Source organism: Arthrobacter sp. R4, from assembly GCF_051365025.1.
Taxonomy (GTDB): domain Bacteria; phylum Actinomycetota; class Actinomycetes; order Actinomycetales; family Micrococcaceae; genus Arthrobacter.
The window spans coordinates 25,342-43,856 of sequence record NZ_JBLWIJ010000032.1 but is presented as its reverse complement, the minus strand read 5'-3'; the positions used below and the strand labels follow the sequence as shown (position 1 = coordinate 43,856).

The window sequence follows — 18,515 nt, the reverse complement described above, 5'->3', positions numbered from 1 at the left end:
AGGGCGCGGGGTGCGTTCAGTCAAAGAACCAATGCCGCAGGTGGGGCATGGTGAAAATCAGGCCGAACGTAAAGACCACCGCATTGATGCACAGTGCGGCCACGGCGGACGCCCGGCTGGGTGACGTGGCCGGTGTACGCGTGAGACTAACGATGGCCAACCCTACCGACACGAGGCTGGAAATAATCGGCAGGCTCAGAACGATCAGTGGTGTAAACCGATACACGTACATGGGCGCAGCGAGGTAATAGGCCCCAACGTTGAACAGCACACCCATCGGGAGGGTACCGACGAGGCTAAGTGGCGCTGCGATAGCGAACATCAAGCTGGCGAAGCCGTGGTTGGCCCCTCGGGCAGCAACGGGGCCGGTTGACGGGGAATGCTGCAGCAGTGGCGGGGACGGTCCCTCCGGCGGAGGGACCTGCGGCGGAGCGTTCATGGGTTTCCAATCGCTGCAGGGACTCGTAACGCCTCGAGCCTAGAAAGACCCCGCAGGCCCAACCAGTGCCGCAACTGCCTATGTGGATAACCCCGCCCGAAGCCTCACCCGGACCAAGCCTGACAGAATGGGTCGCGTGACTCCCGCCAAGCCTAAGGAAGGGCCGGACCTCCTGGTCGACGCCGAGGTCGACGACGTTCCCGCGCCGTCCCCTACGGAGCTTCCCGGCGGTCCTAGCAGCCGCCAAGCGCTGGTGTACCTGGGCCTCTGCCTTGTACTGATCGGCCTGAACCTGCGCACGGTGTTCTCGAGCTTCGCGGCGGTGCTCCCGGAGATCAGGTCCGACGCCGGCCTCCCGGGCTGGGCCATCGTGGTGCTGACCACCGTGCCCGTTACGCTCCTGGGCGTTTTTGCGCCCCTCGCGCCGGTCCTGGCGCGCCGCTTTGGGGCCGAACGGGTCCTACTGGGCGCGATGGCCGTGCTCACGGCTGGACTCCTGCTGCGGCCACTGGATGCGGGGGGCCTCATCCCGGGGATGGGCCACCTGCCCGCTTTGCTCGCCGGGACGGCGGCCTGCGGCGCGGCCATAGCACTCTGCAATGTCCTCCTCCCGGGGCTCGTAAAACGCGACTTCCCGCACCGCCTTGGTCTTATGGGAGGGCTGTACACCACCGCTATCTGCGCTTCAGCCGCGCTGGGAGCCGGCTTCACCTATCCGGTTTTCACGGCGACGGGGGAGTGGACCTCGGCGCTGTGGTTCTGGGCAGTACCTGCCGCCGTCGTACTTTTGCTGTTCCTGCCGGTGGCGTTGCGGCAGCGCCGGGTGCGGCATCAGGCACTGGCCGGCGGCGTGAACGTCTGGCGCTCGGCCGTGGCCTGGCAGGTGACGGTCTTTATGGTGCTGCAGGCCATGATGTCCTTCAGCGTCTTCGCCTGGCTGGCGCCCATCCTGCGCGAGCGCGGCGTGGACGGCGGGACGGCCGGGCTGATGGTGTCGGTGTCGATCGGGCTGCAGATGCTGGGTTCGCTGTTTGCTCCGGCGCTGGCGGCGAGGTTCCGCGACCAGCGGGCCATCAACACGGTGGTGGCGCTGATGACCGGCAGCGGGTTCGCGCTGAGTATCTTCGGTCCACTGGAGCTCATCTGGGCCTGGACGGGGCTGCTGGGGCTGGGGCAGGGGAGCCTCACGGCAGTGGCGCTGACCATGATCATGCTGCGCACCCGGGACGGGCACACCGCCGCGCACCTGTCGGGGATGATGCAGGGCGTTGGTTATGGACTGGGGTCCACCGGGACCCTCATGGTGGGTCAGTTGCATCAGGCCACGGGATCCTTCACGGCCGCCGGGATCCTTTTCCTGGTAGTGGGGTTGCTTGCTGCGGTGTTCGGCTACCGCGCAGGCCGGAACCGGTTCGTCGGCAGCCCAACTGGGTAGCAGCAGATGTCGTTATGAGGGCTCAAAACGACACCTGCTGCTACTTACTTGGGGGGCTGGTGGTCAGGTGCCGTCCCAGCGACGGGGGCCCGTGCCACCGTCGCCAAGGCTGTCCTCCGGGTTCTGCAGCCGGCACGCCTTGAGGCTGAGGCAGCCGCAGCCGATGCAGCCGTCGAGGTCGCTGCGGAGGTGCTCCAGTGCCTCGATCCGCGCGTCCAGTTCGGCGCGCCAGAGCCGGGACAGCCGGGACCAGTCCCGTTTGGTGGGTGTCCGCCCCTCTGGCAGTGAGTCCAGGGCCGCGCGGATTTCCTTCAACGGGATGCCCACCCGTTGGGACACGCGGATGAACGCCACCCGCCGTAGAGCATCCCGGCGGTAGCGCCGTTGGTTGCCGGATGTGCGCTCGGAGGAGATAAGGCCGTTGCGTTCGTAGAAATGAAGGGCCGACGGCGCCACTCCGCTCCGGTCCGATAACTCGCCGATGCTGAGGGCATGGTGCTTCCCGGCGGACACCTGTGGCATGCTTTCCCCCTATTGGATCAACGGCGTTCCGCGCCGGTGGTCCAATCCGCTCCGCAACCCGGCCGCCCGCCTTGACCTCAACCTTAGTTGAGGTCCTAGGTTTGCGTCCATGACTTCTGATCAGGCCGTAACCGTGCGCGATTCCACCCTCCCCGCCACTGACCCCGCTGCAGGGATCCTGCAGCGGCCATACCTGTGGGTGACCATCGGCGCGTGCGCCCTGGTTTTCCTGGCCGCCTTCGAATCCCTGGCGGTGACCACCATCATGCCTGTGGTCAGCCGCGACCTGGACGGAGCCAGCCTGTATGCCCTGGCTTTCGCAGGACCACTGGCCACCGGCGTGATCGGCATGGTGGCGGCCGGAAACTGGTCCGACCGGCGGGGCCCCACTGCACCGCTGTACGCCTCCGTGGCGCTCTTTGTCGCTGGCCTGCTGATCGCTGGCACGGCGGCGTCGATGCCTGTGCTTGTGGCCGGCCGGCTGGTCCAGGGGCTCGGCGGCGGAGCGATGACCGTTGCCCTGTACGTCGTGGTGGCCCGGGTCTACCCCGCGCTCCTGCACCCGAAAATTTTCGCCGCTTTTGCTGCCGCCTGGGTGATCCCGTCCCTGGTGGGCCCGTTCGCGGCCGGCATCGTGGCGCAGGTCCTGAGCTGGCACTGGGTGTTCTTAGGCGTGGTGGGGCTGGTCGTCCCTGCCCTGGTGATGATCGTTCCGGTGCTGCGTGGCGTGGACCGGCAACCCCAGGAATCCTCAATCCCGTCCTGGGCTGTGGGCCGCCTCGCGTGGGCAGGGCTAGCCGCGCTGGCTGTCCTGGCGCTTAACCTGTCCGCCGAGGTCCGGGTGGCCGGGATCCCCGCTGCGCCGGGCGTTTTGGCCGCTGCCGCCATCGTGGTCGCCCTGGTGGCTGTCCGCCCCCTCGTGCCGCGCGGAACCCTGACCGCCCGGCGCGGCCTACCCAGCGTGATCCTCACCCGCGGCCTCGTCTCCTCGGCGTTCTTCGGCGCCGAGGTGTACCTGCCCTACCTGTTGATCGAGCAGTACGAATTCTCGCCCACCTTCGCCGGCCTCACCCTGACCGGAGGCGCACTGGCGTGGGCTGCTGCCTCCGCGATCCAGGGCCGCCTCGGCAACAGGCTGGACCACCGCGCGGCGGTGCGCCTCGGCTCGGTTCTGGTGCTGGCCGCCATTACCCTGGCACTGGTAACCACCGCACTGAACTGGCCAGCCGCCGTCGCGATTGCCGGCTGGATCTTCGCTGGCGGCGGCATGGGTCTGCTGTATCCCCGGCTGAGCGTGATGACGCTGGCCCTGTCCACCAAGGACAACGAGGGCTTCAACAGCTCGGCAATGTCCATCTCCGACTCGCTGGGCGGCGCCCTCGCGCTCGCCTCCACGGCCATCGTGTTCGCGGCATTTACGACGACGGCGGAATCGTTCGCCGGCGTCTTTGCCCTCGCTGCTGTGCTCGCCGCAGCCGGGGTCGCCGTGGCGCCGAGGGTCTCGGCGCGGACGGCCCGGTAGGCCTGCCCGATACGCGGCAGCTCAGTAGTCCGGGCGGGGGAGGACGTTGAAGTAAAGATGCGTGACGCCGTCGCCCTCAATCACGCGCGTCCGTTCCAGTTTCACCGGGGCGGCGTTGAGGTGGTCGAAAAAGCGGATTCCGGTCCCCAGCAGCCACGGTGCCAGGTTGACGCGGATCTCCGCGAGGAGGCCGGCGTCGATCGCCTGGCGGATGATATCCGGCCCGGCAAGGCCCACGTCCTTGTCCCCGGCGAGTTTTTGGGCTTCAGCCGCGGCCTCCTGGAAGCCGCTGGTGACGAAGGTGTACGGCACGCCTTCGCGGGGCCAGCCCTCCGGGACGGAATGGCTGAGCACCACAATGGGACAGTCGATGGGATGCTGCCCGTCCCAGCCGTGGGTGATGTCGAAGATGCGGCGCCCCACCAGCAGCGCGCCCGCAGTGGACATGGTCCGGCGCAGATGCCCCGCGCTGGCCTCCGAGACATGCCAGGTCATGTCCGGCCTGGCGGTGGGAACCTCCACGGGGCCGTTCTCGTACCAGTCGAACAGTCCGCCGACGGTGTCATCGGGGAGGGCAATGAACCCGTCCAGCGACATGGTCATTTCGGCGATGAGCCTTGCCATGGTTCATACCTTCCACTGGGTTGGTCCGGAAAGCGGTGATCAGGACAGCCGGGTAGCCCGGAGCACGGTATCGCCGATGACGGCTTCCCGGCCGTCAGGTCCGGCGACCACCCGCTCCCTTGTGGTGCTGACCTCCACCTGCCATTCCGGCGAGTCCAGGCCAAGTTCCTGGACCAGTTCGGCGGGCGTGTAGAACATCTCATGCGAGTTGTGGGTTCCCCACGGCGGCAGCCGGTCCGGATGGTGGCCAACGATCAGCAGCGTCCCGCCGGGCTTGACGGCGCCAGCGGCGGCCCGCAGCGGACCCTGCCACGCCAGCTGGGGTGAGTGCAGGAACTGGGAGGACACAAGATCGTACGTTCCTGCCGGCTGCCAGTCCTCGAGGTCGCACTGTTCCCAGTGGATGCGGCTGGGAATCTCGCCTGGCCCCTTGGCGTGCACGCTTTCGCGTTCCAGCGCGGCTTTTTCGTGGGTGGCGGCCCGTTCGAGCGCGACGGCGGAAACGTCGACGGCGGTGACAGTCCAGCCTTGCTGGGCGAGCCAGATGGCGTCGGCCCCTTCGCCGCAGCCCAGGTCCAGTGCCTTGCCTGGCCGGAGGCCGCCTCCTTCGCGGACGAGTTGTGGATTGGGTTTGCCGCTCCAGAGGTTTAGCTTGCTGCGGTACCTTTCGTCCCAGGCTTCAGCGGCACTTTGGTGCGGTTCGTCGCTGAGCCGGGTGCCGCCGTCGTCCGTTACGTGGTGGTGGTCTTCGCCCTGTTGCGTCATGCCTCAAGCCTGCTCCTGGAGGGCCCCCGCTGGCAACGCCCCGCAGCCGCCCCGCAGCCCAACTGGGTAGCAGCAGATGTCGTTTTGGGGCCTGAAAACGACATCTGCTGCTACTTAGTTGGGACTGGGTCGCGGGACCGAGGGCAGGCCCGGCGGTCGCGGGATGCTAGACTGGTGAAACTTGATGTGCAGTGATGCCCGCTTGCTCCCTAAATCGGAGTCCCGAATTTTGGGAAGCGGGTTTTTTCATGTGAGAGGCACATCCTGCGTCGATGAACGCGTTCCATTTGGTCCCAGCCGCCGCCCTGAACCGGGCAGCAGCACGGTTGATCACCTGACTTTTCTTCGGCGAACCCCTGAGCCAACCGGCGTCGGGGGCCGATATCCGCACGGATACCGCCTGAAAGACCTTTGACTACATGACTACTTTCGCTGCCCTCGGCACGCCCAAAGCACTTGCCGACACCCTCACCGCCCAGGGAATTGTTGAACCGTTCCCCATCCAGGTCAAGACCCTCCCGGACACGCTGGCCGGACGCGACGTCCTGGGCCGCGGCCGCACCGGCTCCGGCAAGACCATCGCTTTCGCCATCCCGCTTGTAGCACGACTCGCTGAGCGGGAAGCCAAGCACTTCCGCAAGCCCGGCCGCCCCATGGGCCTGGTCCTCGCACCGACCCGCGAGCTCGCCACCCAGATCAACGCCACCATCGAGCCGATGGCCAAGGCCATGGGCCTGAACACCACCGTGATCTACGGCGGCATCTCCCAGGCCCGGCAGGAAAAGGCCCTCCGCGCCGGCGTCGACATCGTCATCGCCTGCCCGGGCCGGCTCGAGGACCTGATCCGCCAGCGCATCCTGACCCTCGAAGCCGTTGAGGTCACCGTGCTGGACGAGGCCGACCACATGGCCGACCTCGGCTTCCTGCCCGTCGTGAAGAAGCTCATGGACATGACCCCCAGCCAGGGCCAGCGCCTGCTCTTCTCCGCCACCCTGGACAACGGCGTGGACAAGATCGTCCAGCGCTACCTGTCCAACCCGCTGACCCACTCCGTGGATGATCCCCAGGCCGCGGTGACCACCATGGAGCACCACGTGCTGGTGGTCAACGACCAGACCGTCAAGAAGCAGCTGATCGTCGAGCTCGCTTCAGGCGCCGGCCGCCGCGTGCTCTTCATGCGCACCAAGCACCACGCGCGCAAGCTGGCTAAGACGCTGACCGACGCCGGGATCCCCGCCGTCGACCTGCACGGCAACCTTTCGCAGAACGCCCGTGACCGCAACCTGGCGGAGTTCTCCTCCGGTGAGGTTCGCGTGCTCGTGGCCACCGACGTCGCCGCCCGCGGCGTCCACGTGGACGACGTCGAACTGGTGATCCACGTGGATCCGCCCACCGAGCACAAGGCATACCTGCACCGCTCAGGCCGTACGGCCCGTGCGGGTTCGGACGGCACTGTTGTCACGCTGACCCTCCCGGAGCAGCAGAGCGACGTCAAGAAGCTCATGAAGGCAGCCGGCGTCGAGGTCAACTTCGAGCGCGTGACCGCCAACTCCCCGCTGGTCGCCGAACTCGTGGGCGAAATGGCCGACAAGATTGACCCGCGCACCCGGGCAGCACTGCTCGCCAGCAAGGCAAAGCAGCAGGGCGGCGGCACCTCCACCGGTGCCAACGCCGAGCGCAAGCGCGCCCGTCGCACTACCCAGGCGGCCCCCACCGCGGGTGGCCGTGGCGGCCGTGGCGGACGTGGACGGGTCTCGGCTGAGGCTCCGCGCACCGACCTGCCCCGTGCAGAGCGCCGCGCAGTGGCCTACGAAGGCCAGGCCGCTGCCCGCAACGCCGCAGACCGCGTCATCGAGCAGAACGAAGACCGCGCCATCGCAGCGGCGGCCGCACGCCGCAACGCCCGTGGCCGCGGTACCGCAGCTTCCACTCACCGCAACGACGTCCCCGCAGCAGGTGGCCGTGCATCGGCTGGCCGCGGTTCCGACGGACGCGCGGACTCACGTGTCACCCGCAGCGATGCCCCCCGCGGCGGTACCGGACGCCCGGCTACCTCCGGCGGACAGCGCGGCGGACGCCCGGCAACGGGCCAGCGCGCAGCAGCCGGAGCAGGTGCCCGTACTGGTGGCGGACAGCGTTCCGCAGGTGCCGGTGCAGCCGGCGGCGGCAACAAGGCTGTCTGGTCCTCCAACACTGGCGGAACGTCGGGCGGCTCCTACGCAGGCAACGGCGGCGGCGGTCGCTCGAGCGATGGCCGTCCGGCCCGCAGCGGCCCGCGCCGCGCGTCAGCACCGGCGTCGAACGAACGCCGCAGCCGCTAATCCCCAACCGTTCCCTAACCTCGCAAGCTCGGTCAGGGATCCCGGCGGTTGTGGGCCCAGGTTAACCAACATCGAGTGCTCCGTAAACGCCGTTTAGAAGGTTCATAACGGCGTTTGTGGAGCACTCGATGGGTTAAGCGCTACCAGCCGCGGGCGCGCCACTCCTCCAGGTGTGGGCGTTCCGCGCCGAGGGTGGTGGGCTTCCCGTGGCCCGGATGTACCACGGTGTCGTCCGGATAGACGTCAAACAGCCGCTCGCTCACATCGTTGATCAGCTGGCTGAACCGGTCGGGATCCTTCTGGGTGTTGCCCACGCCTCCGGGGAAGAGTGAATCCCCGGAGAAGATGTGCGCCGGGCCATCCGGATCCTGGTAGACGAACGCCACGGATCCGGGGGTGTGCCCGCGCAGGTGCACTGCCGTCACGTCGAAGCCGTCGAAGATGCCGATGTCGCCGTGGTCCAGCAGGACGTCCACCTTCACCGGGAGCTCCGTGGCGTCGTCAGTTCCGGCCGCGGTCCTGGCTCCGGTGGCTTCCACCAAAGCGGGCAATGCGCGGACATGGTCCCAGTGCTGGTGTGTAGTTGCTATGAGTTCCAGTTTGGGCGCTGCAGCGGTGTCCGCGGCGGCGTCCTGCAGCAGCCCCTGAATGGCGGGAAGATCGTCCGCCGCATCAATCAGCAGCTGCGCGCCGGACTCCTTCGCGGTCAGCAAATACACGTTATTGTCCATCTCGCTGACCGAAATCCGGCGGATGGTGATGTTCCTTAGGTCGTGAATGAGCGTTTCCATGGGCTTCAGCTTATTCAAGGCCTTGGCTATTCACGGCCCTGGGACACCCAGTTGGGGTCCGCGGAGCGGGAGCCGACGACGGCGTCCGCGGCCAGGTCCAGCGCGTCCAGTTGCGCCGGGGTCAGGTTGAGGGACAGGGCGCCGAGGTTTTCGTCGATCCGGTGCGTTTTGCGCGTGCCGGGGATGGGGACCACGGCCAGTCCCAGCCGGTTGCCCTGTGCCAGCAGCCAGGCGAGCGCTACTTGGGCGGGAGTCGCGGCAAGCTCCGCCGCGACCGAACGAACTGCCTCCACGACTGCCTGGTTGGCGTCCGCGGCGTCCTCGGCGAAGCGCGGGATCCGGCGTCGGAAGTCATTGGCACCGAGGCTGGAAGCGTCCACAGTGCCGGTGAGGAATCCCCGGCCCAGTGGCGAATACGGCACAAAGCCCACACCCAGGCTGGCGGCGGCTGGGACAACGTTGCGTTCCACGTCGCGGCTCCAGATGGACCATTCGCTCTGGACAGCGGCGATGGGGTGCACGGAGTTAGCTTCGGCCAGCTCCTGCGCAGTTACCTCGGACAGGCCAAGATGTTTGATCTTGCCCTGCTGCACCAGCCCCGCCATGGCCTCCACGGTTTCCACAATCGGAACGCGGAGGTCACGGCGGTGCATGTAGTAGAGGTCGATGACGTCCGTGCCCAGGCGTGTAAGGCTCGCGTCCACAGCCTGCCGGACATAAGCGGCGTCGCCCCGGATGTCCGTGTAGCCCTTAGCCGGGTTGCCCACCAGTGAGAACTTAGTGGCGAGCTGCACCTCATCCCGGCGGTCCTTGAGCAACTGCGCAATGAGTTCTTCGTTGCTGCCCCCGCCGTAGATGTCCGCGGTGTCAATGAAGCTGACGCCGGCATCCACGGCATGATGCAGGGTCTCGAGGGCTTGGCCCGGGTCAACCTCGCCGTAAACCGGCGTGAGGGCCATTCCGCCGAAACCCAGGGGACTGACCTTGAGGCCGTCGCCGAGGTGGACCGATGGTGCAGTCATGAGCGCGCTCCGTTCATTTGTGGATGTGTGTCCCAGCCAAGAACCCTGGCCTCGGCCGGACTATTCCGGGTCCTAGCCCCAGGGGATGATCCGGTCCGCGCGCTGGCGGGTGGCTTCGATCAGCACGGCGTTGGCTTCATCCGGGCCCGTCGCCCATGCTTCAGCCGCCGCCCGCGCCATGCCGAACTCCACGTGCCGGTCCACCAGCCGGCCAAGCCGCAGCTCCGGCGCCGTTTCCATGAACCAGACCTCGTCAAGCTGCGCGCGAATTTCCTTCCACTGCGGCGTTTCGGCCAGGAGATAGTTTCCTTCAGTGATGACCAGCGGCACGGAAGCCGGGACGGCGATGGAGGCTGCCACCGGCTCGTCGAGCGTTCGGCGGAACTCCGGGGCGTACACCACATCCTCGTCCCGACGCACCAAGCGCTGCAACAGCGACAGGTACCCGCCGACGTCGAACGTGTCCATGGCGCCCTTGCGCTGGCGCAGCGGTGTGCCGTCGATGATCGCGTTGCCCAGGTGGAAGCCATCCATCGGCACCACGACGGCCAGATCCGCGCCGAAGTGCCGCTGGAGCCAGGCTGCAAAAGTGGACTTTCCCGAGCCGGGGGCACCGGTGATGCCCAGCAGCGTCCGTTGGCCGCTGTCGACCCTGTGCCGGAGCGCGGCCACGGCTTGCGTCACTTCGGGGGAATCCATGGGAAAAGCCTAAACCGCCCGCTGGTTCTCGCCGGCGTCAAGTCACAAGCCGGCCCTTTAGTCGATTGACCATCGGCTTCGTGTTGGACCCCGCCGCGTTGCACCCGGGCCGATCGCTGCAGGAGACCCTCAAGCTGAACGCGATCCTGCTGGATCTGCCGCCCTCCGCCGTCGCGGAGGCGCTCAGCCTTGCTGGCCTCGAAACAGTGCGGAAAAAGCGTGTGGGGTACGTGCTGCCTCTGGGCATGGGCTGGTGGATTACGGAGAAGAGCGAGGCGTAGCGTCGGCGTTTTTGCCGGCGGGCAGCGACTTCAGCCCGGCCGCGCAACCCACTATGCCCGCGATGAACAGCAGCTTCAGCACGCTGAAGGGTTCGACGCCGGTGGCCATCGCCCAGCCGACTGTCAAGGCTGCACCGATCCCCACCCACACGGCGTAGGCCGTGCCCAGCGGAATGCTGCGAATGGCGAGCCCGAGGCCAACCATGCTGAGCGTCGCCGTCACAGCGAAGACAACCGTGGGGAAGGGCCGGGTGAAGCCGTCGGACAGGCCCAGCGCAGTGGCCCAGACGGCTTCGAGGACAGCGGAGGCCAGGAGCATCACCCAGGCCGCGGAGCGCTTAGTCATTACGCCACCACCTTCAGGCCAACCACGCACGCGGCGATGCCGGTGAGCAGCAGCAGTCGTGCCGCCGTCGGACGTTCCGCCCTGGTGGTGATGGCGTAGGCGGAGGTCAGCACCACACCCACCCCCACCCACACGGCGTAGGCGGTTCCGGTAGGGATGGCTTGCATGGCAATGGCTAGGCCGGCCATGCTGGCGAGGACTGCTGCCAGGAACAGGATGGCGGGGGCGACGCGGCGCCGGCCCGATGCCTGGAAGGTCCGGTGCAGGGCGGCCGCCCAGACGGCTTCCAGCGCCCCGGAAAGAATGAGGATTAACCACGACATGACAGATCCTTTGGCCAGTCTTGTCGCGTGCCGGGTACTGAACCGTCGTCCGGAGGGTCCGTTGCGGAGCCTTAATCCCAGCGTAGCAACGCCCGACGGCGGGTGGCCACGTTGGTGGCCAACCTCACCGCCGGGATCGGGGCTTAGAGGGCTCCGCCGGCCGCTTCCGGGGCGGAGGCGTCGCGGCCGCCGTCGCCGATCGTTTCGCGGGCGATGAAGTTCTCGATATCGAAGAGGTTGTCTGCGCGCTCGGCGATGTTCAGGAGCGTGGTCATGGCGGCAACTTCCTCCACCTGCTCCTTGAGGAACCAGAGCATGAACTGCTCGCCCAGGGCGTCATCCTCGGAACGTGCGGCGCGGAAGAGGGCCTCGATGTTTCCGGTCACTTCCTTTTCCTGCTGCAGCGCCAGCGCCAAAGGTTCCGTCACTGAGGAGAAGTCGTTGCGTACGGTGGGGACGCCCGGGATGGTGAAGGGGATGTCGCGGTCCAGCATGTACTGCACCATCATCATGGCGTGGTTCCGTTCCTCAACAGACTGCCGGTAAAAGTACCGGGCCAGCTGCGGGAGGTCTTGGTTGGCGAACCAGGTGGCCACGGCAATGTACTGCTGCGAGGCGGCAAACTCGTTGCCGATCTGGGTGGACAGAAGCGCATTAAAGGGTGTGGAAGTCATAGCCCGAGTCTAGGAGCGGCGCCCCAGCGTGACCAGTGTGGAAAGGCTCAGCTAACGGGCCCTAGTGCCAGGCAAACGCGGAGAGTAGCGTTCCTTACAAGAGAAATGTTCGTCTGACTGGGCTCCGGACACCTGTGTGGTGAGGAGGAGCGCCTCGTGGACCTATCACCCTCCCCCAAAGTCACTGGCGGCAGCCCGCCTGGATCCCGAACGGAAGCAATGATCACACGGCTCACCGCTGTGGGCCACCAGTAGAGGAGGAAACCATGATTCACAAGGCACTCGCCGCCGCGGCAGCATTGATCTTGGCATCCGGAATGGCGGTGGTATCGGCCGCGCCCGCGCTGGCGCGACCCCTAGCGCACGAACATATTTCGGATTCCGGGAGTGCCATTGCGCAGGAAGAGAATCCCAACTTCTGCGCCGGAGTGGTGGACTTCCCCGTACGGCACGACTGGGATGTTGAGGCGATGTTTCTCTTTACCCAACGCGGCGACGGCCTGGCCTACGCGGTAAATCCCATCCGGCGGACCGACGTCTGGACGAACACTTTGAATGACCAGAGCTTCACTATCACGCGGGTCGAGCAGGAGAAGGATCACAGCATCATAGACAACGGCGACGGCACGTTGACGATCGTTTTCTCTGCATCCGGGGTCGAGAAGGCCTACGGCCCGGACGGGACGCGTCTTTTCATGGACACGGGAACGTTCAGGGCCGAAGTGCTCATTGACCACGGTGGGACACCGGCCGACCCGTTCGATGATGAGTTCCTTGAGTTCGTGGGCGTGATCACCGATCCCGGGCGGGCTGACACGGAAGGACGGGATTTCTGCGAAGACCTCGTCACCTTCATCGGTTGAGCGGGCCCGGGCTGGTACAGGTGGGGCTGCCGGTCAGCCTGCCACACGGTCGATCGAGACGACGGCCAGGAATCCGCGGCCCAGGATCTCCGGGGAGCGGATATCGGAACCGACGACGGCGTCGTATCGGTTGAGTGCCTCGGGTTCCGGGGCAGGGGCTGCTTCGGCAGGGCCTTCCGTTCCGCCGTCGGCCTCGTCCGCAGCGCCCGGGCTGACGGTGGCCGAGCCCTGCAGCAGCACCGCCAGTTGGCCCTCGAACACCGGGTGGGCGCGCTTCTTCGAAAGTTCGATGATGGACGTAAAGCCCTTAAAGGAATCGGTCCGGGTGATGACGTTGAGGTTCCGGACGTCGCCCGTGGGCAGGGCGCCGTGGGCAGCGGCTTCGCCGGAGAACCTGAAGGGCCTGTACTTTTCCAGCGGATGCTCGGCCCCGTCCACGGTCAGCAGGAGAAGCTCGCCCTCGACCACCGTGAGTACCCGCTCCATGCCGGGGAACGGGGAGAAGTCGCCGGCTTTTGTGAGTTCGGCGATGCTGACGCGCCAGTCCCACGCCCCGTCCTGGGCGGAGGCGGCCTGCGGGTGGCTGGCAAGCTCCCGCGTCACCCCGCCGCCGTTGCGCCATGGTTCGTTCCTGAGCTCTGCAAAGCGGATGATCTCCATCCGACCAGCCTAGTTTGTCGGCCGGCACTGCCACGCGTGGCATGCTGGGGAGATGCGCCAAGGGATCACCGACGAACAGGGTCGGCTGCTGACGTCCTGGCTAGGAAGTTACACGCTCGTCCGGGACTACTCCTGGCCCCTGCAGGACACCAACGTCCTCCACGTTGTCACGCCGCAGGGTGCAGCCCTTATCATCAAGGCGAGCACCACAAGCCACCACATCCACCGGGAAATCGCCGCCCACACAGCCGGTTTCGAGGGGCTCGACGGACGGGTTCCCGCCTTACTGCATGCCTCCGCAAAGGCCGGGATCCTGGTGACCGAATTTTTGCCGGGGTCGCTGGTCGAGGGGACACCGGCCGAGGACGATCCGGACACCTACCGCCAGGCAGGGGCGCTGCTAAGGCGCCTCCATCGGCCCGCCGGGGTCTCGCCCCACTACGCCAAAGCACTGGCTAGGAAGACCCGGGCCTGGATGGACCGCGCTCAGGGGCTCCTGCCGGAAACCCAGCTCACCATCCTGGCGCAGGAGTTGGATGGCCTGGATCCGGGCACAGTGGAACTCGTAGCCACGCATGGCGATTACCAGCCACGGAACTGGCTCCAGGACAACGGGCTGATCAAGGTCATCGACTTTGGCCGCGCGGAACGGCGCCCCTGGGTGCACGACCTCGTGCGGCTCAGCCACCAGCAGTTCGTTCGCAGGCCGGAGCTGGCCGACGCCTTTTATACGGGCTTGGGCAGGACCGTCGGGCCGGCCGAGGCGGACTTATGGCGCCTGGAGAACTTGAACCAGGCCATCGGCACGGCGGCGTGGGCCAACCAGCTGGGTGACGCCGCTTTCGAACAGGCCGGGCGCGTCATGGTGGAGCGGCTGCTGTCCCGCGGCTGAAGACCGGCGTCACATCGGCGCAGGGAGCACTTCCCTGCTAATCTCCTCCCGGGGGACGTCACGAAGACAGCCTGAAGGAGCCGGGAATGTTCGTCAAAGTGTGTGGTCTCAGTACGCCCGAATCCGTCCGTGAGGCGGTCGGCGCGGGGGCGGACGCCGTCGGCTTTGTCCTGACGGCCAGCCCGCGCGTGGTCTCGCCGTCGCAGGTTTCCACTCTTTTGGCCGAGGTGCCGGAAGGGGTAATTGCCGTTGGCGTTTTCCGGCATGAACCTTTGGCCGACGCCCTTGCCATCGCCCGTTCAGCCGGACTCCAGTGGGTCCAACTCCACAGTGACCTCACCCCGGAAGACGTGAGAACAGTGCACGACGCCGGCATGAAGCTGATCAGGGCGATCACCATGGCAGCCACTGCGGAAGCGTTCGCCGACTGGGGCGAGGAATTCCTGCTGATTGATGCCGCCGTGCCCGGGTCCGGAGAGTCCTGGGACTACGCCTCCATGGTCGACGTAACGGCACTCCAGGACCGCAAATGGCTGCTGGCCGGCGGACTGGACCCGGATACTGTGGCGCACGCCACCGCAGCCTCGGGCGCGTGGGGCGTGGACGTCTCCTCCGGGGTGGAGGCCTCGCGCGGGGTAAAGGACCTGGATAAGATCCGCGCCTTCGTGAAGGCCGCCAAGGGCTGACCGCGCACCCATCGCCGGCAGGGCCTTCCGGTTCAGGGGCGAATCAGGGCAGACCCCGAGGCTAATGTCGGACCCGTCGGGGCACAATGGACAGATGAAGACACTGCTCAACATCATCTGGCTGGTTTTCGGCGGGTTGTGGCTTGCCCTGGGCTATTTCCTGGCCGGCATCATCTGCTGCCTCCTGATCGTCACCATTCCGTGGGGAATCGCGTCCTTCCGGATTGCCGCCTACACCCTGTGGCCGTTTGGGCGCATGGTGGTGGACAAGCCGGGCGGCTCGGGCGTGTTTTCGTTGCTCGGGAACGTGATCTGGCTGCTGGTCGCGGGCATTTGGATCGCGATCGGCCACGTGGCCACGGCCATCGCCATGGCCATCACCATCATCGGTATTCCCCTGGCCATCGCCAACCTGAAGCTGATTCCGGTGAGCCTGATGCCGCTCGGCAAGCAGATCGTGCCCTCGGACAGGCCGTTCATCACCGCCTACCGCTAAACACGGAGGCACCCAGGGAGACCCGTCCCCCGAGGCTCCGGGCTAATTCGCGGGCCGCTCCACGGTGCCGTCCACGGCCTGCCCTTCAATACCCGGGACCAGGCCCTGGGCTTCCAATTCGTCGGACCGGAGCGCCCGGAGCACGCAGAATTCGTTACCGTCCGGGTCCGCCATCACCACCCACGTCACCTCCGGTCCCTGCCCGACATCGATCCGGACAGCGCCCAGGGCCTCCAGCCGCTTCACCTCTTCGGCCTGGTCCTCCGGGCGCAGGTCCAGGTGCAGCCTGTTCTTGAGCTCTTTCCGCTCGGGCACCTTCAGGAACAGCAGGTCAGGGCAGACGCCGTCGGCGGGGCTGCCTGCCGGCGGTTCCAGCACGATTTCGTCTTCCGCCTCGTAAGTCCTGCGCCAGTCCAGGGCTTTTTCCCAGAAGTCGGCGGGAACTTTGGGATCGGTGGAGTCGATGCTGACGGCTTGGATGCGCAGGTTCATCCGAGCAGTCTTCCACCGGCTGCCGGAGCCGTAAAGGCTCTGGACCCTGTTGCGACGCGCCGCCCGGGCCGATGATTGTGCTCAGGCCAGTTCGCCGCGGAGGTTTCGGTGCGCGGCGTCGAGCCACAGTTCGCGTGCCCGTTGGCTGTGGAAGAGCGGGTCCAGTTCCAGCAGTTGGCGGACGACGGCGGCGCGTCCAGCGGCGAAGTCGGCGTCGCCGATGTGCGCATAGTCTTCCCGAACGGCGGCCACATACCTTGCGTAGGGCTCCGGTTCGCCACCGAGGACTGAGAGGTCCGCATCGCAAAGGAGCGCGCCGTCGTCGTCCCCTGCTTGCGGGCGATGATCGGAGGTGAGCCGGACCAGCCGTGCCACTTCCTCGATGTCCGCGGCCGGGAGTCCGGCTTGGGCCAGTCGTTCCTCGGCGAGCCGGGCCGAATCCTCTTCGTCCTGGCCGGCGGCTCCGCGGTACACGGCGTCGTGGAACCACGCGGCCAGCTGTACATTGCGCGGCGGAACGTCCGGTTCGGAGAGCAGGTCCAGGGCCTCCAGCACCGCCAGGAGGTGGGTGCGGCCGTGGTACTTGCGATGCTCCTCGCCCCAGCGGTCAAGCAGGTCCAGGAAGAGGGCATCGTGGCCTGGCATGATGTTCTCCCAGCGGTTCAGGAGTGGAATCTTCAGGGATTTGTTGCGCTGGCGGGCCGGGATCCGGAGCCCACTGGCGATGAGCTTCCGCACCAGGATGCGCGCTTCCACCGGAAGGGCTCCGGCGGCCACCAGATCATCGAACCGGCGCTCCGGTACGTCGTAGTGGTCACAGTCGAAGGCCCGCTCCGGGATTCCGGCCGCGGCAGCGAAGGTGTGGAGTTCCTCAAGCGAGGTATCCGAGATGAGGTGCGAGAAGTGCGTATCGTGCGCAGGCCAGAGGGGCGGATCGAGGTAGATGGCCATGGTGGAAGTCTAGTCCCGGTGCTTCCGTGCGCTCCTGCCCAGTTACCGGAGGGCAGGGCGGCATTCCTGCGTCGACACGCCGGCCACGACGGTGTATCGGAACAAGCAACTGGGCGGGAACGCACACAGGCATCAGGAGGATGAACAAGTTCAGCCGGAGTGATGAAAATGCGCGCGCGGGCACCCGGGGGCTGCCGACGTCGTGCCTTTCCCAACTAGGTAGCAGCAGATGTCGTTTTGACGCTTCATAACGACATCTGCTGCTACCTAGTTGGGGGGGCGGGCGGGGAGGCTTGGCAAGGAGCCCAGTCAGGAGCCCGCCGGCAGGATGTTCTGGTTCCCACGGAAGATGTTCTGCGGGTCGAAATCCCGCTTGACCCTGGCCAGCCGGGCGTAGTTTCCGTTGCCGAACGCAGCCCGGATGCGGTCCTGCCCTTCATTGCCGATGAAGTTCAGCCACACCCCGCCGGTGGCGTAGGGGGCGATCTTGCCCCGGAACTCCTTAACCCAAGCCTTGGCTCGTTGGCCTCCCTCGGGCGTGGGGGAGATGCCGTACGGATGGCTCACCCAGGCAGCGTTCCGGTTGATCAGCGGGGTGGCCGCCGCAGCGTTCCCGCCCACGGCGCCGCCCCAGCGCGCGATGAGCTGCTGGGACGTGGCATCCGGTAGGGTCCGGGCCGATTCCACAAAGAGGTCCAGCGCTTCGTCGGGCAGTTCATCGTGGTAGTCGGCGCTCCAGTAGTTGTAGTGGTCCGGCGGATCATCGAGGGAAGATTGGAAGTCGGCGTAATGGGTGTCGCCCACGAGGTCGACGGCAGGCCCGAGTTCGCGGAATGGCCTGGCATGCTCGGAGCCTTCCTCGGGGTCGCCGGCATAGAGGTAAGCGACCAGGGTGGCCATCTTTCCTACCATCTCGTCCGGCACAAATGGTTCAGCCGGTGCCGTCACGTATAAGAGCGCCAGGCCCACGCCGTCTGGGGCTGCAAGGGCGAGGTCCCTGAACGCCCGGGTGATGTCCGTTGCTGCCTCGGCCGGCCACAGCCACATCCCGGCGTGCACCACCGGACCGAGCCGGTGGGCCTGGAACGTGAAGGATGTTGCCACCCCGAAGTTCCCGCCGCCACCATGGAGTGCCCAAAAGAGTTCGGGATTCTCCCTGGTGCTCGCGGTGACGCGCTCGCCGTCGGCCGTCACCAGGTTTACGGAGACGAGGCTGTCACACGCGAAACCGTAGGACCGTTCCAGCCACCCGGATCCGCCGCCCAAAGTAAAGCCGGCGACGCCGGTTGTGGAGGCGCGTCCGCCAGTCACCGCCAGTGCGTGCTCCTGGGTGGCGTGGTCGAACTCGCCCCAGGTCAGGCCGGCCCCTGCGGTGACAATGCCGGACTCGGGGTCGACGTCGATCGACTTCATGGGCCGGACATCGATCACCAGGCCGCCGTCGTTCATGGACATTCCTGCCACTGAGTGGCCCCCGGCGCGGACGGCGATGGCGAGCGAATTGTCCCTTCCGTACCGGAGGGCTTCGGCCACGTCCGCGTCAGTGGAGCATTGGGCTATCACCGCCGGACGCCGGTCAATCATGGCGTTGAAGACCTTGCGGGCCGGATCATAATCGGGGCTGTCAGGCTTGATCCACTTCATCACAACGCTCCTCAGCGAGTGCGGCTCTTCCCCTCCCCATAGCGTAGGACTCTGGCGACGGGTGTTC

Annotated in this window: 22 protein-coding genes and 1 riboswitch; of the genes, 8 read left to right on the top strand and 14 right to left on the bottom strand. The window is 66.6% G+C overall.

Annotated elements, in window-relative coordinates:
• Nucleotides 1–16: 16 nt before the first annotated feature.
• Nucleotides 17–439: a hypothetical protein gene (locus ACLKOZ_RS18705; RefSeq protein ID WP_436477306.1), complete on the bottom strand. Its 423-nt coding sequence runs from the start codon at nucleotides 437–439 to the stop codon at nucleotides 17–19.
• Between the two features lie 127 nt (nucleotides 440–566).
• Between ACLKOZ_RS18705 and ACLKOZ_RS18700 the strand changes: the two genes are divergently transcribed.
• Nucleotides 567–1,874, top strand: a complete 1,308-nt coding sequence (locus ACLKOZ_RS18700) for a CynX/NimT family MFS transporter (protein ID WP_436477304.1) — start codon at nucleotides 567–569, stop codon at nucleotides 1,872–1,874.
• Nucleotides 1,875–1,937: 63 nt separating this feature from the next.
• Here the strand turns inward: ACLKOZ_RS18700 and soxR are convergent, their stop codons facing one another.
• On the bottom strand, nucleotides 1,938–2,396 hold the full coding sequence (soxR, locus tag ACLKOZ_RS18695; RefSeq protein ID WP_436477302.1) for a redox-sensitive transcriptional activator SoxR: 459 nt from the start codon (nucleotides 2,394–2,396) through the stop codon (nucleotides 1,938–1,940).
• Nucleotides 2,397–2,505: 109 nt separating this feature from the next.
• On the opposite strand from soxR, the gene ACLKOZ_RS18690 reads away from it, so the two are divergent.
• Nucleotides 2,506–3,918: an MFS transporter gene (locus tag ACLKOZ_RS18690; protein ID WP_436477300.1), complete on the top strand. Its 1,413-nt coding sequence runs from the start codon at nucleotides 2,506–2,508 to the stop codon at nucleotides 3,916–3,918.
• A 21-nt stretch (nucleotides 3,919–3,939) separates the two neighbouring features.
• On the opposite strand, the gene ACLKOZ_RS18685 is transcribed toward ACLKOZ_RS18690, so the two are convergent.
• Both ACLKOZ_RS18685 and ACLKOZ_RS18680 read right to left on the bottom strand, forming a co-directional pair.
• Nucleotides 3,940–4,542, bottom strand: coding sequence for a dihydrofolate reductase family protein (locus ACLKOZ_RS18685; protein ID WP_436477298.1), 603 nt, complete (start codon nucleotides 4,540–4,542; stop codon nucleotides 3,940–3,942).
• Nucleotides 4,543–4,581: 39 nt separating this feature from the next.
• Nucleotides 4,582–5,307 (bottom strand): class I SAM-dependent methyltransferase, encoded by a 726-nt coding sequence (locus ACLKOZ_RS18680; RefSeq protein WP_436477296.1) that lies wholly within the window; start codon nucleotides 5,305–5,307, stop codon nucleotides 4,582–4,584.
• A gap of 419 nt (nucleotides 5,308–5,726) precedes the next feature.
• Here ACLKOZ_RS18680 and ACLKOZ_RS18675 point away from each other — a divergent pair, with 419 nt between their 5' ends.
• Nucleotides 5,727–7,628: a DEAD/DEAH box helicase gene (locus tag ACLKOZ_RS18675; protein ID WP_337347360.1), complete on the top strand. Its 1,902-nt coding sequence runs from the start codon at nucleotides 5,727–5,729 to the stop codon at nucleotides 7,626–7,628.
• A 140-nt stretch (nucleotides 7,629–7,768) separates the two neighbouring features.
• On the opposite strand, the gene ACLKOZ_RS18670 is transcribed toward ACLKOZ_RS18675, so the two are convergent.
• The 3 genes from ACLKOZ_RS18670 to ACLKOZ_RS18660 all read right to left on the bottom strand — a co-directional run bounded on the left by ACLKOZ_RS18670 (nucleotide 7,769) and on the right by ACLKOZ_RS18660 (nucleotide 10,140).
• Nucleotides 7,769–8,419 carry an MBL fold metallo-hydrolase gene (locus ACLKOZ_RS18670; protein WP_436477294.1) on the bottom strand — a complete coding sequence of 217 codons (651 nt, stop codon included), beginning with the start codon at nucleotides 8,417–8,419 and terminating at the stop codon, nucleotides 7,769–7,771.
• A gap of 26 nt (nucleotides 8,420–8,445) precedes the next feature.
• The gene (locus ACLKOZ_RS18665) at nucleotides 8,446–9,441 is read right to left on the bottom strand and encodes an aldo/keto reductase (protein WP_436477292.1); all 996 of its coding nucleotides are present in this window, start codon (nucleotides 9,439–9,441) and stop codon (nucleotides 8,446–8,448) included.
• Between the two features lie 72 nt (nucleotides 9,442–9,513).
• The gene (locus tag ACLKOZ_RS18660; protein WP_436477290.1) at nucleotides 9,514–10,140 is read right to left on the bottom strand and encodes a nucleoside/nucleotide kinase family protein; all 627 of its coding nucleotides are present in this window, start codon (nucleotides 10,138–10,140) and stop codon (nucleotides 9,514–9,516) included.
• An 80-nt stretch (nucleotides 10,141–10,220) separates the two neighbouring features.
• Between ACLKOZ_RS18660 and ACLKOZ_RS18655 the strand changes: the two genes are divergently transcribed.
• Complete coding sequence (locus ACLKOZ_RS18655; RefSeq protein ID WP_436477288.1) at nucleotides 10,221–10,421, top strand: hypothetical protein; 201 nt, start codon at nucleotides 10,221–10,223, stop codon at nucleotides 10,419–10,421.
• Here the strand turns inward: ACLKOZ_RS18655 and ACLKOZ_RS18650 are convergent.
• From ACLKOZ_RS18650 to ACLKOZ_RS18640, 3 genes are all read right to left on the bottom strand, one after another.
• A complete protein-coding gene (locus ACLKOZ_RS18650; protein WP_436477286.1) occupies nucleotides 10,399–10,767 on the bottom strand; it encodes a DMT family transporter in 369 nt (122 codons plus the stop codon). The two genes, ACLKOZ_RS18655 and ACLKOZ_RS18650, sit on opposite strands and share 23 nt — an antisense overlap.
• A complete protein-coding gene (locus ACLKOZ_RS18645; protein ID WP_436477284.1) occupies nucleotides 10,767–11,090 on the bottom strand; it encodes a DMT family transporter in 324 nt (107 codons plus the stop codon). The genes ACLKOZ_RS18650 and ACLKOZ_RS18645 overlap by 1 nt, the downstream gene beginning before the upstream one ends.
• Nucleotides 11,091–11,099: 9 nt before the next feature.
• Nucleotides 11,100–11,165, bottom strand: a riboswitch (guanidine-III (ykkC-III) riboswitch).
• A 68-nt stretch (nucleotides 11,166–11,233) separates the two neighbouring features.
• Nucleotides 11,234–11,764, bottom strand: coding sequence for a ferritin (locus ACLKOZ_RS18640; RefSeq protein WP_337347352.1), 531 nt, complete (start codon nucleotides 11,762–11,764; stop codon nucleotides 11,234–11,236).
• A 266-nt stretch (nucleotides 11,765–12,030) separates the two neighbouring features.
• On the opposite strand from ACLKOZ_RS18640, the gene ACLKOZ_RS18635 reads away from it, so the two are divergent.
• Nucleotides 12,031–12,627 (top strand): hypothetical protein, encoded by a 597-nt coding sequence (locus ACLKOZ_RS18635; RefSeq protein WP_436477282.1) that lies wholly within the window; start codon nucleotides 12,031–12,033, stop codon nucleotides 12,625–12,627.
• Nucleotides 12,628–12,660: 33 nt separating this feature from the next.
• Here the strand turns inward: ACLKOZ_RS18635 and ACLKOZ_RS18630 are convergent, their stop codons facing one another.
• Nucleotides 12,661–13,287 (bottom strand): HutD/Ves family protein, encoded by a 627-nt coding sequence (locus ACLKOZ_RS18630; protein WP_436477280.1) that lies wholly within the window; start codon nucleotides 13,285–13,287, stop codon nucleotides 12,661–12,663.
• A gap of 52 nt (nucleotides 13,288–13,339) precedes the next feature.
• Between ACLKOZ_RS18630 and ACLKOZ_RS18625 the strand changes: the two genes are divergently transcribed.
• The 3 genes from ACLKOZ_RS18625 (at nucleotide 13,340) to ACLKOZ_RS18615 (ending at nucleotide 15,361) form a co-directional block, all read left to right on the top strand.
• Nucleotides 13,340–14,179 (top strand): phosphotransferase family protein, encoded by an 840-nt coding sequence (locus ACLKOZ_RS18625; protein ID WP_436477278.1) that lies wholly within the window; start codon nucleotides 13,340–13,342, stop codon nucleotides 14,177–14,179.
• Nucleotides 14,180–14,265: 86 nt separating this feature from the next.
• Nucleotides 14,266–14,865: a phosphoribosylanthranilate isomerase gene (locus ACLKOZ_RS18620; protein ID WP_436477276.1), complete on the top strand. Its 600-nt coding sequence runs from the start codon at nucleotides 14,266–14,268 to the stop codon at nucleotides 14,863–14,865.
• A gap of 94 nt (nucleotides 14,866–14,959) precedes the next feature.
• A complete protein-coding gene (locus ACLKOZ_RS18615; RefSeq protein ID WP_337352088.1) occupies nucleotides 14,960–15,361 on the top strand; it encodes a YccF domain-containing protein in 402 nt (133 codons plus the stop codon).
• A 42-nt stretch (nucleotides 15,362–15,403) separates the two neighbouring features.
• On the opposite strand, the gene ACLKOZ_RS18610 is transcribed toward ACLKOZ_RS18615, so the two are convergent.
• The 3 genes from ACLKOZ_RS18610 to ACLKOZ_RS18600 all read right to left on the bottom strand — a co-directional run bounded on the left by ACLKOZ_RS18610 (nucleotide 15,404) and on the right by ACLKOZ_RS18600 (nucleotide 18,448).
• Nucleotides 15,404–15,853: a VOC family protein gene (locus ACLKOZ_RS18610; protein WP_436477274.1), complete on the bottom strand. Its 450-nt coding sequence runs from the start codon at nucleotides 15,851–15,853 to the stop codon at nucleotides 15,404–15,406.
• Between the two features lie 81 nt (nucleotides 15,854–15,934).
• The gene (locus ACLKOZ_RS18605) at nucleotides 15,935–16,804 is read right to left on the bottom strand and encodes a DUF4031 domain-containing protein (protein ID WP_436477272.1); all 870 of its coding nucleotides are present in this window, start codon (nucleotides 16,802–16,804) and stop codon (nucleotides 15,935–15,937) included.
• 309 nt (nucleotides 16,805–17,113) lie between these two features.
• Nucleotides 17,114–18,448 (bottom strand): FAD-binding oxidoreductase, encoded by a 1,335-nt coding sequence (locus ACLKOZ_RS18600; RefSeq protein WP_436477270.1) that lies wholly within the window; start codon nucleotides 18,446–18,448, stop codon nucleotides 17,114–17,116.
• Nucleotides 18,449–18,515 lie beyond the last annotated feature (67 nt).